The organism is Microvirga sp. P4_A5 (assembly GCF_056402495.1).
The window spans coordinates 1-14,950 of the sequence record NZ_JBFUHH010000100.1; the positions used below are offsets into that span (position 1 = coordinate 1).

Sequence of the window (14,950 nt, forward strand, 5' to 3'; positions counted from 1 at the left end):
GTGCTGAAGAGGCTCGACCTGCCGTTCCGCACCATGACCCTGTGCACAGGAGACATGGGCTTTGCCTCCGCCAAGACCTACGACATCGAGGTGTGGCTGCCGGGGCAGGGGATGTATCGCGAGATTTCGAGCTGCTCCGTCTGCACGGATTTTCAGGCGCGGCGCATGAATGCGCGCTATCGCGCGGCTGGCGACAAGAGCCCGCGCTTCGTCCACACCCTCAACGGCTCGGGCCTTGCTGTCGGACGCACGCTCGTGGCGGTTCTCGAAAACTATCAGAACGAAGACGKCAGCGTCACGATTCCGTCGGCGCTGCAGCCCTATATGGGCGGCATCACCCGCATCGAACGACAGGATTGACATGCGCATTCTCTGCACCAACGACGACGGCATCCACGCTCCCGGTCTCCAGACTCTCGAGGCGATCGCGCGCGCTCTCTCCGACGACGTGTGGGTGGTGGCGCCCGAAACGGATCAGAGCGGCGTGGCGCATTCGCTGTCGCTCAACGATCCGCTGCGGCTGCGCGAGATTTCCGATCGGCATTTCGCCGTCAAGGGCACGCCCACCGATTGCGTCATCATGGGTGTGCGCCATCTCATGCGCGAGTCGAAACCCGATCTCGTTCTCTCCGGCGTCAATCGCGGCCAGAACGTCGCCGAGGATGTGAGCTATTCGGGAACCGTCGCGGGCGCCATCGAAGGCACCATCCTCGGCATTCCGTCGATCGCGCTCTCGCAGGCCTACAGCGCGGGCAATCGCAAGAACCTGAAATGGAACTGCGCCGAGCATCACGGACCGAAAGTCGTGCGGCGCATCCTCGATGCGGGAATCGACAAGGGCATTCTGGTAAACGTCAATTTCCCCGATTGCGAGCCCGAAGAGGTCGAAGGYGCCGCGGTGGTGAACCAGGGTGTTCGTACGCAGGAACTTCTCAAACTCGACGAGCGCGCGGACGGGCGCGGCAACGCGTACTTCTGGATCGGGTTCGAAAGGCGTCCCTTCACGCCCGGCAACGGCACCGATTTGTGGGCCATCGCCAATCGACGCATTGCCATCACGCCTTTGCGCCTCGACATGACCGATGAGCCGACGTTGACCCGTTACGCGCAATTGTACGACTAGGAAACACCAACCGCCATGACAGGCAAAATTCCGCGAGCGAACCAGATGCATTTGCCGTTCGACGCGGATGAGCCGGATTATGACGGCGCGGATGGCGAAGCGGTCGGCGTTGCCTCCTTCATCCTGTCGCTGCGCGCGCGCGGCATCCGCGATACCGGCCTTCTGCGCGCCATGGAACTCGTGCCGCGCGAAGTCTTCGCGCCGCGACGCTTCACGGATCTGTCGCGCACCGACGTCTCGCTCCCGCTCCCTTGCGGACAGACGATGACGGCGCCGCGCACGGTAGCGACGATGCTGCTGGCGCTCGGCCTCCAGTCCGGCCAGCGCGTTCTCGAAATCGGCACCGGCAGCGGCTATGTGACGGCGCTCCTCGCACGGCTCGGCGCCGAGGTGGTCTCGATCGAGCGCTTCAACACGCTGGCAGACAGCGCCGTCCAGCATCTCAAGATCGTCGAGGCCACGAACGTGCGCATCGAGACCGGCGACGGGCTCGCCGCGCGTCCGCGCGAGCGGTTCGACCGCATCCTTCTCAACGGAGCCTGGCCCGATATTCCGGCGGCGCTCCTGTCCCTGATCGGCCCCGGCGGGCGCGTGATCGGCGCGCTCACCACCGAGAGCCTGCCGCGACTCGTGCGCGTGGACCGTCTCGATGACGGCGAATACCGACAGGATTACGGCGCCAATCTTCGCCTGTCCTCTCTGTTGGGAGGGGCCGCCACGACGCTCTGAAAGGGTCGTGAAAAAAATCGCATAATGTTGCCACAAAGGCTGGCGCAGCAACGGATGCTTAACCTGAATCTGTTTTTAATCACGCCATCGAGTTTGCGTTGTGGTTGGGGTGGATTATGCGTCAGCGTGTGGGTTCGGGGCATTGGGTCGCGGTATCGCGGATCGCTCTGGTGAGCTTGATCGGTAGTGCGGCTGCAGCGTGCAGTTCCGACACCATGCGGTTTGCGGATACGCCGTTTTCCAACCCGTTCGCGAGCAGCGCGAGGGTGGAAACCAGCAGCGCTCAGGGCGGCAATCAGGCCCCCGCGCAGCAGGCGCCGATGCAGACAGCCTCCGTGCAGTCGCAATCCCTGCCTCCGATCCAGTCACAGGCCTCCCGTTCGGGAAGCGGCACCCAGATCACGGTTTCGCCAAACGACAGCCTGACCATGATTTCCCAGCGCTACGGCGTGCCGGCGAGCCAGATCCTCGCGGCGAACGGGATGCAGAACGCCAACCAGATCACCCCCGGCACCCGCCTGACCATTCCCGCACATGGCTCCGCCGTCCAGACGCAGGTGGCCTCGGCTCCCGTGCGGGCCGTCTCCAGCCCCGCATCCGCTCCTGCCGGCCAGACGAAGTTCCGTCTCGTCGATTCCTCCAAGAACAAGGCCGAGGTCGAAGTCGCCGAAGCGCCGAAGCGCGTCCGTCCGGGGATGGCCTCGAGCCAGCCGGTCAGGGTCGCATCGGCGACGTCGGAGCCCGTGATGTCGGCGCCCGCGCCTGCGCCCGCCGCCCAGAAGGTTGCGTCGCTTCCCGAGGCGAAGCCCATCAAGCCGGCTCCTGTCGCGCCGGTCGTCGAACCCGCGCCCGTGGCCGCGCCAGCCGCCAAGGCTCCGGTCGCCGATCCCGAACAGACCGCCAGCGTCTCGAACGACAATTCAGGTGATTTCCGCTGGCCCGCCCGTGGCCGCGTCATCGCCGGGTTCGGCGCCAACGGCGGCAACGAGGGCATCAATATCGCGGTGCCGGAAGGCACGCCCGTCAAGGCCACCGAGGCCGGCACGGTCACCTACGCGGGCAGCGAGGTGAAGGGCTACGGCAATCTGGTGCTGATCCGGCACGAGAACGGCTTCGTCTCGGCCTACGCCCATAACGGCGCGCTCAGCGTGAAGCGCGGCGAGACGGTGAAGCGCGGCCAGGTCATCGCCACCTCGGGCCAGACCGGCAACGTGACCTCGCCGCAACTCCATTTCGAGATCCGAAAGGGCGCGACCCCGGTCGACCCGATGAAGCATCTCGGCGGCTAATTCGATCCAAGTTTACCGATCCGCCTCCAGCGAGGCAGGTCGTCTTGAGGGGATGGCGGGCTCAGCCGCCATCCCCTTTTTTTGCGCTTCCGCCGTCATGGCCGGACTTGAGCCGGCCACCCACGATTTTTGACGGCGGCAAGAGACGTGGGTACCCGGGGCAAGCCCGGGCATGACAATGTGCAGGATAAATCGACTAGATCGCCTTGCCCTGCCGGCCCGCCAGGTCCTGAATGAACTGCCAGGCGGTCCGCCCGGAGCGCGCGCCACGGGTCGTCGCCCATTCCAGCGCCTCGGCCCGGATGGCTTCGCGATCGGCCTGAAGGCCGAGATGGTCCACATAGGCGAAGACCATGTCGAGATATTCGTCCTGGCTGCATTTGTGAAAGCCGAGCCAGAGGCCGAACCGGTCCGACAGGGACACCTTCTCCTCCACCGCCTCACCGGGATTGATGGCGGTCGAGCGCTCGTTATCCATCATGTCGCGGGGCATCAGATGGCGACGGTTGGAGGTGGCGTAGAAGATCACGTTCTCGGGACGCCCCTCGATGCCGCCTTCCAGCACAGCCTTGAGCGACTTGTAGGAGGTGTCGTCCGAATCGAACGAGAGATCGTCGCAGAAGATGATGAATCGGTGGGGGTCGGTCCTGAGCAGTCCCATGAGGTCCGGCAGGGTTTCGATGTCCTCGCGATGGATCTCGATCAGCTTGAGGGGCCGGGATGAGGCGTCGCGCAGGTGGTTGATCTCCGCGTGCACGGCCTTCACGAGCGAGGATTTTCCCATGCCTCTCGCGCCCCACAGCAGGGCATTGTTGGCCGGCAGGCCTCTGGCGAAGCGCGTCGTGTTCTCCGACAGGATGTCGCGCACCCGGTCGATGCCTCGCAAGAGGCTCATCTCGACCCTGTTGACCCGGGGCACCGGGGAGAGCCGGCGGCCCGCCGCGTGCCACACGAAGGCGTCGGCGCTCTCGAATTCCGCCTCGAGCCGCCGGGGCGGGGCGAGCCGCTCCAGCGCATCGGCGATCCGCTGAAAAAGCGCCAGGGTATCGGGCGCGACGGGCGTTGACTGGGGCGGGGAGGTTGGCTGCGTCATGGGGAATACGGGTGCTCGATCAAGGGAAAGCCGTGCTTAACCSAAGGACCCGAATGGGTCCATGCGGGGCTCCTGAGGAAAAGCCCGCAACTTCATTGATTTCGCGAGGTCGATCGGTATAGTCCGCCACGTTTCAACCCCCATTTCGCGCGGGTGGGCAGTTTCAGGCCCGCCACGCGCCATCATCCATGGAGAGCCACTTGTTCATTTCGCCCGCTTACGCTCAAGGGTTTCTCGGTGGCGATGGCGCGACCTCGCTCATCACCAACCTCGTGCCGTTCATCCTCATTTTCGTCATCATGTGGTTCCTCATCATTCGTCCGCAGCAGAAGCGGGTGCGCGAGCATCAGGAGATGATCAAGAACGTTCGTCGCGGCGACACCATCGTGACCACGGGCGGCATCATCGGCAAGGTGACCAAGGTCGTCGACGGCACGCCGGACATCGACGTGGAGATCGCCAACGGCGTCAACGTCAAGGTGGCGCGCGCCATGATTTCCGAAGTGCGCACCAAGGGCGAGCCGGTCAAGGCCTGACGAATCGGTTGTTGCGTTGGAAAGGTTGAGCTGACGATGCTGCGCTTCTCGAAATCGAAGATCATCTTCACGGTGGGGATCATCGTCATCGGCCTGTTGCTCGCCGTTCCGAGCATGATGAGCCGCGAGCAACGCGAGGCATTCCAGCGCGCGCTGCCCGGATGGGTGCCGTCGTGGATCGTGCCGTCGCGCGCCATCGTGCTCGGTCTCGACCTGCAGGGCGGTTCGCACGTCCTGCTCGAGGTCGACGTGCCGGATCTGATGCGCACCCAGACGACGCAGCTTCGCGACGACATCCGCCGCATCCTGCGCGAGACCCGTGTGACGCCGCAGGGCGGCATCCAGCTCACGCCGCGCGGCGCACAGATCCGCGTGCCCGACGTCGCGGATCGCGACAAGGTGCTGCCGAAGCTGCGCGAGCTGTCGCAGCCGCTCGGAAGCGCCGTGCTGGGGCAGGGCGGCGGTCGCGACCTCGACGTCTCGGTGACGCCTGACGGCCTGATCGCGCTCAACTATTCGGAAGCCGGCGTGAACGAGAAGGTTCGCCGCGCCGTCGACCAGGCGATCGAAGTCATCCGCCGCCGCATCGACGTCACGGGCACGACCGAGCCCAGCATCCAGCGCCAGGGCGCGGACCGTATCCTCGTGCAGGTGCCCGGTCTGCAGGACCCGCAGCGCCTCAAGGAATTGCTGGGCCGCACGGCGAAGCTCGAATTCCGCCTGCTCGCTCAAACCGGCGCGGCCGACGTGGACATGCTGCCCATGAAGGAAGAGGGCGGCAATCGCGTTCCCGTGGAGCGGCGCGTCATCGTCGACGGCAGCGATCTTGTCGATGCGCAGCCGGCTTTCGACAGCCGCACCAACGAACCCATCGTCAATTTCCGCTTCAACGTGCGCGGCGCACAGCGCTTCGGGCAGGCGACCACGGAGGCTATCGGCCGTCCGCTCGCCATCGTGCTCGACAACGAGGTGATTTCCGCGCCCACCATCCAGTCGGCCATCACCGGTGGCGCCGGCCAGATTTCCGGCCGCTTCACCGTGCAGCAGGTCAACGATCTGTCGGTTCTGCTTCGCGCCGGCGCCCTGCCGGCGAAGCTGACCATCGTCGAGGAGCGCACGGTCGGTCCGGGGCTCGGGCAGGACTCGATCGAGGCGGGCAAGAAGGCCACCTACGTGGCGACGATCTTCGTCGTGATCTTCATGTTCGCCACCTATGGGCTCTTCGGCCTTTTCGCCAATATCGCGCTCGTGGTCCATGTGGGCCTGATCTTCGGCCTCATGTCGATCCTCGAGGCGACTCTGACGCTGCCGGGCATCGCCGGCATCGTGCTCACCATCGGTACAGCGGTCGATTCCAACGTGCTGATCTACGAGCGCATCCGCGAGGAATTCAAATCCGGACGCTCGATGGTGTCGGCCATCCAGGCGGGCTTCGACCGCGCCTTCGCCACCATCGTGGATTCCAACAGCACCATGGCGATCGCCGCCGTGATCCTGTTCTTCCTCGGCTCGGGCCCGGTTCGCGGCTTCGCAGTCGTGTTCATTCTCGGCATCCTGACGACGGTTCTCACCGCCGTGACCCTGACGCGCATGATGATTGCGCTCTGGTATCATTGGGTGCGTCCGAAAACCCTTCCGTTCTAAGGAGTTCTCATCGTGCGCCTCATCCGGCTCTGGCCCGACGACTCCCGCTTCGACTTCATGCGCTTCCGGCGCTTCTCGTTTCCGTTCTCCGCCATCATCTCGGTGGCGACCGTCGTGCTGTTGCTGACGGTCGGCCTCAATTTCGGCATCGACTTCAAGGGCGGCACGCTCATGGAGCTGCAGGCCAAATCGGGCCAGGCCGACGTGGGCAAGGTCCGCGAGGCTGCCAACGGCTTCGGCTTCGGCGACGTCGAGGTGCAGGAATTCGGCACCGCCGGCGGCATCTCGCTGCGCTTCGCCATTCAGGAAGGCGGCGAAGCCGCCCAGAGCGCTGTCGTGCAGAAAGCACGCGACACCTTCGGCGGCGAATACGAGTTCCAGCGCGTCGAGACGGTGGGCCCGCGCGTGTCGGGCGAGCTCGTGCAATCGGGCACCATCGGCATCATTCTGGCGGTCGTCGCGGTGCTGTTCTATCTCTGGTTCCGCTTCGAGCGCGAATTGGCGGTCGGCGCGATCATCGGAACGCTGCACGACATCGTGCTGACGCTCGGGTTCTTCGTGATCACCCGTCACGAATTCAACATGACGTCCATCGCGGCGATCCTCACCATCGTGGGCTATTCGTTGAACGAGACCGTGGTGGTGTTCGACCGTACGCGCGAACTCATGCGCCGCTACAAGACCATGCCGTCGGTCGAGCTACTCAATCTCTCCATCAACAACACGATGTCGCGCACGGTGATGACCGCGGTCACGACCGCGCTGTCGCTGCTGGCGCTCGTGCTCTTCGGCGGGCGCGCCATCGAGGGTTTTGCCCAGGTGATGCTCTACGGCGTCGTCATCTGCACCTATTCGGCGATCTGCATCTCCTCGCCGATGCTGATCTACATCGGCCTGCGCGGCTCGGAAGCGGCAAAGTCGGTGGGCGGCAAGGTGGCGCCGGCGGAGTAGGGGCGATGAGCGGCGGTGGCCGGATCTATGAGGGCTTCGTTCCCGGACGTCACCTGATCGACGCCTATGGCAATGGGGGCTTTCGCTTCGCCGAGATGTCCCATCGCGGCTCGATCCTCGCGTTGCCGTCCGGTGTTCTGGCATGGCCCGTCACGGCGATGGCGGATGTGACGCCGGAGAGCCTCGCGYCGATCTTCGCGCAAGGGCCCGAGCTGGAATTGCTGCTTTTCGGCACCGGAACCGAGATGATCGCGCTGCCGGAATCCTGGCGCGCGCGTTTCCGCGCGGCCGGCATCGGGCTCGACGTGATGCAGACCGGCGCGGCGGCGCGCACCTACAACGTGCTGCTGGCGGAAAACCGCAAGGTCGGCGCCGCGCTGATCGCCGTGCCCTGACATGGCCGACGACGCGCTGGCTTTCGCCTATTCGCATTGCGAAGAACTCGTCCGCGACGTGGATGAGGACCGTTTTCTCGCGGCGCAGTTTTCCCCCGCCGACAAGCGTCAGCATCTCTTCGCCCTCTACGCCTTCAGCCATGAAATCGCACGGGTGCGCGATTCTGTGCGCGAGGCGATGATCGGCGAGATCCGGCTGCAATGGTGGCGCGACACGCTTCAGGGCGAGGCGCGGGGCGACGTCAAGGCGAACCCCATCGCGGCCGCGCTCGATCATACCATCGTGAAGTTCCGGCTCCCCCGTCAGGCGCTCGTGGACCTGATCGATGCGCGCGTGTTCGATCTCTATGACGATGCGATGCCGAGCCTGAACGATCTCGAAGGATATTGCGGCGAGACCTCGTCCAGCCTGTTCCGGTTCGCGTCCATCATCCTCTGCGACGGCATCGATCCCGGCAGCGCGGACGCGGCGGGCCATGCGGGCGTCGCTTATGCGATCACCGGGCTCCTGCGCGCCTTTCCGTGGCATGCCCGGCGGGGTCAGATCTACATTCCGGCGGAGATCCTGGAGCGCCATGGCGTGGTCCGCGACGACATCGTGAGCGGCCGGGGCGGTCCGGGTCTCGCCGGTGCGCTCGGCGACCTTCGCGCAGTTGCCCGCTGGCACCTGGAACAGACGCGCAGCCTGCGCGCGACGATCAGGCCGGACGTCAAGCCGGCCTACCGCTCGCTCGCCCTCGTGGAACCCTATCTGCGGCGGATGGAGCGGGCCGATTACGACCCTTTCAACACCCCCGTCGACGTCGAGAAATGGCGCAAGATCTGGGCTCTGTGGCGCGGATGGGCGGCGTGAGCGCCAGTAACCCGACCAAGGGTGCCGGGGCCGTCGCTATGCACACCCGCGAGACCCTTTCGCGAGGCATGCCCTTTTTCCAACACGGTTGGCGTGTTAACGCGATGCTGGATGTGATGACGGCCACGCTTGGCCAGTCTGTCGATAGCGTGGATGCCATATGAAACTCGGATGGAAGCGGGCCGCCCTCCTGCTCGCAGCTTTGACCGGTAGCGCGAGCGGCGCCCTGGCGGATCGCATCAAAAACCCGACCGCCGTCTTCTCCGGCCTCGACAAGATCACCGGCCGCATCGTTTCCTTCGAGGTGGGGATCGACGAAACCGTTCAGTTCGGCGCGCTGCAGATGCAGGCGCGCGTCTGTTTCACCAAGCCTCCCAATGAAAACCCGAACACCACCTCGTTCGTCGAGGTGGAAGAGACCGGGACCGACGGCAAAACGCGGAAGGTCTTCTCCGGCTGGATGTTCGCGTCGAGCCCGGGCCTGCACGGCATCGAGCATCCGGTCTACGATATCTGGCTCGTCGATTGCAAAGGCGGGAAGGAAATCATCCCCGAGCCGAAGGACGTGGCCGAGGAATTGCCGCCGATCGAGGATGCGCGCCCCCCGGCCACCGAGGCGTCCCGACCCGGCGATAGCCGCCCTGGCGATATTATGGCGCCCCCGCCCATCGCGGGCGGTCAGGCCGCGCCGCCGCCACCCGTCGAAGCCGCTCCGCTGCGCCAGCCGACACCCGTGCGGCGCGCTCCGCAGGCGCCGATCATCAACAACGAGCGGACCAACKACCGCTGATCACCGCCGTTCGGCCTCGGCAATCGCCAAGAGGGCTTCTTCGCCGCTGAGGATGGTATCGCGCGGCCAGACGTCCCATCGAGCGTCGTGGTCCATGGCGGCGCGCAGCATCTGCTTGTAGGTCCGCCGCGGAACTTCGCTGGCGCCGAACTGCGCCAGATGCGGCGTCACGAATTGGGTGTCGAGCAGCGTGAAACCGCCTTTTCTCAGCCGGGCGACGAGATGGACGAGGGCCACCTTCGAGGCGTCGCGCTCGCGGTGGAACATGCTCTCGCCGAAGAACGCGCCCTGCAGCCGCACGCCGTAGAGCCCGCCGACCAGGCGGTCGTCCCGGTAGACCTCCACCGTGTGGCAGAAACCGGCATCGAACAATTCGCCGTAGAGCCTGCGGATGCGGCCGCTGATCCAGGTCTTCTCACGGTCGAAGTCCGGCGCCGCGCAGCCCGCGATGACGGCGTCGAAATCCTGGTCCACACGGATCTCGAACTGGTCGGACCGGACCGTCCGGGCCAGCCGTTTGGAAATGTGAAACCCCCGCAGGGGAATGATACCGCGATCCCGTGGCTCGACCCAGAACAGGGTCGGGTCGTTCGCATCCTCGGCCATCGGGAAGATCCCGGCCGCATACGCCCTGAGAAGGATCTCGGGGGTGATTTCGAGAGCGCGATCGGATGCCCTGCTCATTCGGCCAAAACCATCTGGTTGCCAATCGAGAATAAGCCCAGCCGCGCCGAAAGTCAGGCGGGCAGAAGATAAGTTTTCGCGAGCGGCATCCGCGCCCCGTCAGATGTTGTCCACGTCCTCGATCCCGCCGGTCTTCAGGAAGTGTTCGAGCCAGTGGATGTCGTATTGGCCGTTCTGAATGTCGGGATTGCGCACGAGGGTCCGGAACAGCGGCAGGGTCGTGTCGACGCCATCGACGACGAATTCGTCGAGGGCCCGGCGCAGCCGCATCAGGCATTCGTTGCGGGTGCGGCCATGGACGATGAGCTTGCCCACCAGCGAGTCGTAATGCGGCGGAATGCGGTAGCCCTGGTAGGCCGCCGAGTCGACGCGCACGCCGAGGCCCCCGGGGGTGTGGAAGTAGCTGATGGTGCCCGGGGATGGCCGGAAGGTCGAGGGATGCTCGGCATTGACGCGGCACTCGATGGCGTGACCATCGAACCGGACGTCGCTCTGCTTGACCGAGAGCGGCGCGCCGGCGGCGATGCGGATCTGTTCGTTGACGAGGTCGATGCCGGTGATCATCTCCGTCACCGGATGCTCGACCTGGATGCGGGTGTTCATCTCGATGAAGTAGAACTCGCCGTCCTCGTACAGGAACTCGATGGTGCCCGCGCCGCTATATTGCAGATCCTGCATGGCCTTTGCGCACACATTGCCGATCCGCTCGCGCATCTCGACATTGAGGGCGGGCGAGGGGCCTTCCTCCCAGACCTTCTGGTGCCGTCGCTGCAGCGAGCAATCGCGCTCGCCCAGATGAATGGCGTTTCCGCGACCGTCGCCGAGAACCTGGATTTCGATATGGCGGGGCTTTTCGAGAAATTTCTCGATGTAGACCGCATCGTCGCCGAAAGCCGCCTTGGCCTCCGTCCGCGCCGTCTGGAGCGCGTGAACGAGATCGGCCTCCGTTCGCGCCACCTTCATGCCACGCCCGCCGCCGCCGGCGGCGGCCTTGATGATGACGGGGTAGCCGATGTCGCGGGCGATGCGCAGCGCTTCACCCTCGTCGGTGACGCCGCCCTCGGAGCCGGGGACGCAGGGGATGCCGAGGCGCTTGGCGGTGCGCTTGGCTTCGATCTTGTCGCCCATGATGCGGATATGCTCCGCCTTGGGGCCGATGAAGGCGATGTGGTGATGCTCCAGCACCTCCGCGAAACGCGCGTTCTCGGACAGGAAGCCATAGCCGGGATGGATGGCGTCCGCGCCGGTGATCTCGCAGGCGGCGATCAGCGCCGGAATGTTGAGGTAGCTGTCGCGGGCGGCCGGCGGGCCGATGCAGACGCTCTCGTCGGCGAGGCGCACATGCATGGCGTCGGCGTCCGCCGTGGAATGGACCGCCACGGTGGCGATGCCCAGTTCCTTCGCGGCCCGGAGGATGCGCAGGGCGATCTCGCCCCGGTTGGCGATGAGGATCTTGTCGAACATCGCCATCACTCGATGACGAACAGCGGTTCGCCATATTCGACGGGCGTTCCGTCTTCGACATAGATCGCCGTCACGGTGCCGGCGCGCGGCGCCGTGATCTCGTTGAAAGTCTTCATGGCCTCGACGAGCAGAACCTTGTCGCCCACCTGCACCTTGGAGCCGACCTCGACGAAGTTCTTCGCCTCGGGGGAGGGCTTGCGATAGGCGGTCCCGACCATGGGCGACAGCACAGCGCCCGCATGGGCGGCGGCGGCGGCCTTCGCGGTCGAGGCGGCCTCGGCGAGGGTCGGAGGCGGTGCGACGACCGCATTCTGCATCGCCGGAGGCGGCGCATAGGAAACGGCCGCGGCGGTCACCATCCGGGCGACGCGGATGCGCAGGTCGCCTTTTTCGACTTCGATCTCGGTCAGGTCCGTGTCGGAGATCAGGGCCGCGAGCTCACGCACGAGATCGGGATCGAAAGGGTTTTCTTTGGCCATGAGGCAAACCTCTAATCGTTGAGGAACGAATGTCCTGTGAAACTAATGCTTTGAGGGCTTTTCCTGGCGAGCCCGTTCGGCCAGCGCATGGTGGACGGCCTCCAAGCCCAGCAGATAGCTCATCGGCCCGAAACCGCAGATCACCCCGAGCGCGACCGGGGCCATGAGCGAGCGATGACGAAAGCTCTCGCGAGCGTGAACGTTGGAGATATGAACCTCGACCGTCGGCGCGCCGCTGCCCGAGATGGCGTCCCTGAGCGCAACCGAGGTGTGGGTGTAGGCGCCCGCATTGATGACGACGCCCGCGCCTTGCGACCCGGCTTCCTGAATCCAATCCACCAACTGGCCCTCGTGATTGGACTGCCGAAACGTCACCGAGGCGCCCAAAGCGACCGCCTTGTCGCGAACCTGCCGCTCGATATCGGCCAGCGTCAGGCTGCCATAGATCTGCGGCTCCCGGCGGCCGAGAAGATTGAGGTTCGGTCCGTTGAGGACGTGGATGGTGATCATTGCGAGAGGGATCTTCCGGATAGCACCAGAAAATGGAGCCGAAAGGCCGTCTTAGCCAAAACGCCGCCACGGGGGAAGGGAAAAACCGGACCTTTCCAAAGCCAGTGCGACCGGTCCCGCCGCGAAGGCGGGGTCGGGAAGGGGCGTCGGGACGCCGGATCGGCTCCCCTCCTCAGGGTCAAGTGCTGAGCCCGTCAGCAACTGGCCTTGCCGCATTGCCGGGTATTGGCGACGACCTGCCGGAGCGGCTCGAGCCCGACGGCCCCGGGGATGATCTCCTCGCCGACGATGAAGGCCGGCGTGCCGGTCAGGCCGAGCTTGTCGCCGAGGCCGGCATTTTCCTCGATGGCGGCGCGGACTTCCGCCCCGGCCATTTCCTTTTGCAGGCGCGCGACGTCGAGGCCCATTTCCTTGGCCACCGCGAGGGCCCGTTCGCCGTTCACCCGGCCCCGGCTATCCATCAGCTTGACGTGGTAATCGAGAAGCTTCTCGCCCTGGAGCTGGTTCTTGACCGCGAGCCCGACGCGGCTCGCCTCGACCGAATCCGGGCCGAGAACGGGGAAATCCTTCAACACGATGCGAAGCTTCGGGTCGTTCTTGATGAGGGCGCGAACGTCCCCGAGCGCCTTTTTGCAATAGCCGCAATTGTAGTCGAAGAACTCCACCAGGGTAACATCCCCGGTGGGGTTGCCGACGACCAGCGAATGGGGTGAGTTCAGGAGCATTTGGCGCGTCTCCTTCAGGGCGCCGGCCTGCGAGACCCGCTGGGCATCGGCCTGGCGCTTCTCCAGTTCGGCGATGACCTCGGTGATGACCTCGGGGTTCTTCAAAAGGTATTCCCGCACGATCTCGCCGATGGCCTGGCGCTGCGGCTCCGAAAAGGCCGGATTCTGGGCTGTTGCCGGCACGGCGAACGTCATGGCGCCGAGAAGTGCGACGGCCGGGAGCGAATGGAACAGTGAAAAACGCATCTTTGGTCCTTGTTGGGAGCACTGAAGCCCCTGTCGCCGGCAGGCGGCGGATTGTCTCGCGCGAAACCGAGGTCAAATTATGGGCGGCGAAGGCCGCCTGATTCTCCCACAGAACTAGCGGTTTCGCCCGTAGAGCTCAATTCACGCCTTCGTGGAGGTCATGCCGCCCGCCGCGGGGCCTTGAGACGCGACCGGCAAGGGGCTAGGACCCGCGCATGAGAAAAGCACTCCCTGACCCTCACCTTCCCGCTGTCGCGCGCCGCATGGAGCGGGTGTCGTCGTTTCTGGCCATGGACGTGTTGAGCGCCGCCGCGGCGAAAGAAAGGCGGGGCGACAGCGTCATCCACATGGAGGTCGGGCAGCCCTCGGCGCCGGCGCCTCGCGCCGCCCGCGAAGCCGCCAAGGCCGCCCTCGATCTCGGGCGCATCGGCTACACGGAGGCGCTTGGCCTTCAGCCGTTGCGGGAGCGCATCGCACGCCATTATCGCGACAGCTACGGCGTGAGCGTGGCGCCCGAAAGGGTCATCGTGACGACCGGTTCGTCCGCGGGCTTCGTCCTGGCCTTTCTCAGCCTCTTCGATCCCGGCCAGCGCATCGCCATCACGGCGCCGGGCTATCCGGCCTATCGCAACATCATGGAGGCGCTCGATCTCGAACCGGTCGTGATCCCGCTCGCCGCGGCCGATGGCTGGATCATGACCGCCGAGGCCGTCGCCATCGCGCATGCGGAAAAGCCGCTCCACGGCATTCTCGCCATGAGCCCCGCCAATCCCTCCGGAACGATGATCGGACGGGACGCCCTTGCCGAACTCGGTTCCCTGTGCCGCCGTCTCGGACTCTGGTTCATCTCGGACGAGATCTATCACGGCCTGACCTATGCGGCCCCGGCCTCCACGGCCCTGTCGTCGGACGAAGATGCGATCATCATCAACTCGTTCTCGAAATATTACTGCATGACGGGCTGGCGCATCGGCTGGATGGTGGTGCCGGAACGGGTCGTGCGGCCCATCGAGCGGCTGGCCCAGAATCTCTACATCTCGCCGCCCTATCTCTCCCAGGTCGCCGCCTTGGCGGCCTTCGACGCCATCGATGAGTTGGAGGCCGTGAAGGCGGGCTACGCCCGCAACCGCGCCATCCTGCTGCAGGAACTGCCCCGCATCGGCATCGCCGACATGCATCCGGTGGATGGCGCCTTCTATATCTATGCGGATATCGCCCGCTACACGAACGATTCCATCGCGTTCTGCAAACGCATGCTGGAGGAGACCGGCGTCGCCGCGACGCCGGGTTTGGATTTCGACCCCGTCGAGGGCGCGCATTACCTGCGCGTTTCCTTCGCGGGCTCCGAAAACGATTGTCGCGAGACGATCTCCCGCCTCGCGGGATGGTTGAAGTAGGTCGAGCCTGCCCCCGCTTCACCTCTCCCTGAGGGAGAGGTC

17 protein-coding genes are annotated in these 14,950 nt (G+C 65.3%); 11 read left to right on the forward strand and 6 right to left on the reverse strand.

The features are described 5' to 3' along the window. The 4 genes from AC1DVM_RS19200 to AC1DVM_RS19215 all read left to right on the forward strand — a co-directional run. Nucleotides 1-360, forward strand: a 360-nt coding sequence (locus tag AC1DVM_RS19200; protein ID WP_477257053.1) for an aminoacyl--tRNA ligase-related protein, incomplete at its 5' end; no start/stop codon positions are given. A 1-nt stretch (nt 361) separates the two neighbouring features. Beyond that, nucleotides 362-1,123: a 5'/3'-nucleotidase SurE gene (surE, locus tag AC1DVM_RS19205; protein ID WP_477257055.1), complete on the forward strand. Its 762-nt coding sequence runs from the start codon at nt 362-364 to the stop codon at nt 1,121-1,123. Nucleotides 1,124-1,138: 15 nt separating this feature from the next. Further along, entirely contained in the window at nt 1,139-1,852 is a 714-nt protein-coding gene (locus AC1DVM_RS19210) for a protein-L-isoaspartate O-methyltransferase family protein (protein ID WP_477257057.1), read from the forward strand. A gap of 116 nt (nt 1,853-1,968) precedes the next feature. Beyond that, on the forward strand, nt 1,969-3,141 hold the full coding sequence (locus AC1DVM_RS19215) for a peptidoglycan DD-metalloendopeptidase family protein (RefSeq protein WP_477257059.1): 1,173 nt from the start codon (nt 1,969-1,971) through the stop codon (nt 3,139-3,141). 196 nt (nt 3,142-3,337) lie between these two features. On the opposite strand, the gene AC1DVM_RS19220 is transcribed toward AC1DVM_RS19215, so the two are convergent. Further along, complete coding sequence (locus tag AC1DVM_RS19220) at nt 3,338-4,234, reverse strand: ATP-binding protein (RefSeq protein ID WP_477257061.1); 897 nt, start codon at nt 4,232-4,234, stop codon at nt 3,338-3,340. A 200-nt stretch (nt 4,235-4,434) separates the two neighbouring features. On the opposite strand from AC1DVM_RS19220, the gene yajC reads away from it, so the two are divergent. The 6 genes from yajC to AC1DVM_RS19250 all read left to right on the forward strand — a co-directional run bounded on the left by yajC (nt 4,435) and on the right by AC1DVM_RS19250 (nt 9,403). Continuing rightward, entirely contained in the window at nt 4,435-4,770 is a 336-nt protein-coding gene (gene yajC / locus AC1DVM_RS19225; RefSeq protein WP_477257063.1) for a preprotein translocase subunit YajC, read from the forward strand. Between the two features lie 36 nt (nt 4,771-4,806). Then, complete coding sequence (secD, locus tag AC1DVM_RS19230) at nt 4,807-6,414, forward strand: protein translocase subunit SecD (RefSeq protein ID WP_477257065.1); 1,608 nt, start codon at nt 4,807-4,809, stop codon at nt 6,412-6,414. A gap of 12 nt (nt 6,415-6,426) precedes the next feature. Next, complete coding sequence (secF, locus tag AC1DVM_RS19235) at nt 6,427-7,365, forward strand: protein translocase subunit SecF (protein ID WP_477257067.1); 939 nt, start codon at nt 6,427-6,429, stop codon at nt 7,363-7,365. A gap of 5 nt (nt 7,366-7,370) precedes the next feature. Continuing rightward, the gene (locus AC1DVM_RS19240; protein ID WP_477257069.1) at nt 7,371-7,760 is read left to right on the forward strand and encodes an Mth938-like domain-containing protein; all 390 of its coding nucleotides are present in this window, start codon (nt 7,371-7,373) and stop codon (nt 7,758-7,760) included. A 1-nt stretch (nt 7,761) separates the two neighbouring features. Beyond that, a complete protein-coding gene (locus tag AC1DVM_RS19245; protein ID WP_477257071.1) occupies nt 7,762-8,613 on the forward strand; it encodes a phytoene/squalene synthase family protein in 852 nt (283 codons plus the stop codon). A gap of 160 nt (nt 8,614-8,773) precedes the next feature. Then, nucleotides 8,774-9,403 (forward strand): DUF2155 domain-containing protein, encoded by a 630-nt coding sequence (locus AC1DVM_RS19250; RefSeq protein ID WP_477257073.1) that lies wholly within the window; start codon nt 8,774-8,776, stop codon nt 9,401-9,403. Here the strand turns inward: AC1DVM_RS19250 and aat are convergent, their stop codons facing one another. From aat to AC1DVM_RS19275, 5 genes are all read right to left on the reverse strand, one after another. Continuing rightward, nucleotides 9,404-10,087: a leucyl/phenylalanyl-tRNA--protein transferase gene (gene aat / locus AC1DVM_RS19255; RefSeq protein ID WP_477257075.1), complete on the reverse strand. Its 684-nt coding sequence runs from the start codon at nt 10,085-10,087 to the stop codon at nt 9,404-9,406. It abuts the gene before it with no gap. Between the two features lie 99 nt (nt 10,088-10,186). Continuing rightward, nucleotides 10,187-11,551, reverse strand: a complete 1,365-nt coding sequence (gene accC, locus AC1DVM_RS19260; RefSeq protein ID WP_477257077.1) for an acetyl-CoA carboxylase biotin carboxylase subunit — start codon at nt 11,549-11,551, stop codon at nt 10,187-10,189. A 5-nt stretch (nt 11,552-11,556) separates the two neighbouring features. Then, complete coding sequence (accB, locus tag AC1DVM_RS19265) at nt 11,557-12,030, reverse strand: acetyl-CoA carboxylase biotin carboxyl carrier protein (RefSeq protein ID WP_477257079.1); 474 nt, start codon at nt 12,028-12,030, stop codon at nt 11,557-11,559. A 42-nt stretch (nt 12,031-12,072) separates the two neighbouring features. Beyond that, nucleotides 12,073-12,540: a type II 3-dehydroquinate dehydratase gene (gene aroQ / locus AC1DVM_RS19270; RefSeq protein WP_477257081.1), complete on the reverse strand. Its 468-nt coding sequence runs from the start codon at nt 12,538-12,540 to the stop codon at nt 12,073-12,075. Nucleotides 12,541-12,734: 194 nt separating this feature from the next. Then, complete coding sequence (locus AC1DVM_RS19275) at nt 12,735-13,511, reverse strand: DsbA family protein (protein ID WP_477257083.1); 777 nt, start codon at nt 13,509-13,511, stop codon at nt 12,735-12,737. A 215-nt stretch (nt 13,512-13,726) separates the two neighbouring features. Here AC1DVM_RS19275 and AC1DVM_RS19280 point away from each other — a divergent pair, with 215 nt between their 5' ends. Continuing rightward, nucleotides 13,727-14,908 carry a pyridoxal phosphate-dependent aminotransferase gene (locus AC1DVM_RS19280; protein ID WP_477257085.1) on the forward strand — a complete coding sequence of 394 codons (1,182 nt, stop codon included), beginning with the start codon at nt 13,727-13,729 and terminating at the stop codon, nt 14,906-14,908. Nucleotides 14,909-14,950: the final 42 nt, after the last annotated feature.

Coding starts and splice junctions, on each gene's coding strand:
- AC1DVM_RS19210 (WP_477257057.1), top strand. CDS start 1,139: ATGACAGGCAAAATTCCGCGAGCGAACCAGATGCATTTGCCGTTCGAC.
- AC1DVM_RS19215 (WP_477257059.1), top strand. CDS start 1,969: ATGCGTCAGCGTGTGGGTTCGGGGCATTGGGTCGCGGTATCGCGGATC.
- AC1DVM_RS19220 (WP_477257061.1), bottom strand. CDS start 4,234: ATGACGCAGCCAACCTCCCCGCCCCAGTCAACGCCCGTCGCGCCCGAT.
- secD (WP_477257065.1), top strand. CDS start 4,807: ATGCTGCGCTTCTCGAAATCGAAGATCATCTTCACGGTGGGGATCATC.
- AC1DVM_RS19245 (WP_477257071.1), top strand. CDS start 7,762: ATGGCCGACGACGCGCTGGCTTTCGCCTATTCGCATTGCGAAGAACTC.
- aat (WP_477257075.1), bottom strand. CDS start 10,087: ATGAGCAGGGCATCCGATCGCGCTCTCGAAATCACCCCCGAGATCCTT.
- accC (WP_477257077.1), bottom strand. CDS start 11,551: ATGTTCGACAAGATCCTCATCGCCAACCGGGGCGAGATCGCCCTGCGC.
- accB (WP_477257079.1), bottom strand. CDS start 12,030: ATGGCCAAAGAAAACCCTTTCGATCCCGATCTCGTGCGTGAGCTCGCG.
- aroQ (WP_477257081.1), bottom strand. CDS start 12,540: ATGATCACCATCCACGTCCTCAACGGACCGAACCTCAATCTTCTCGGC.
- AC1DVM_RS19275 (WP_477257083.1), bottom strand. CDS start 13,511: ATGCGTTTTTCACTGTTCCATTCGCTCCCGGCCGTCGCACTTCTCGGC.
- AC1DVM_RS19280 (WP_477257085.1), top strand. CDS start 13,727: ATGAGAAAAGCACTCCCTGACCCTCACCTTCCCGCTGTCGCGCGCCGC.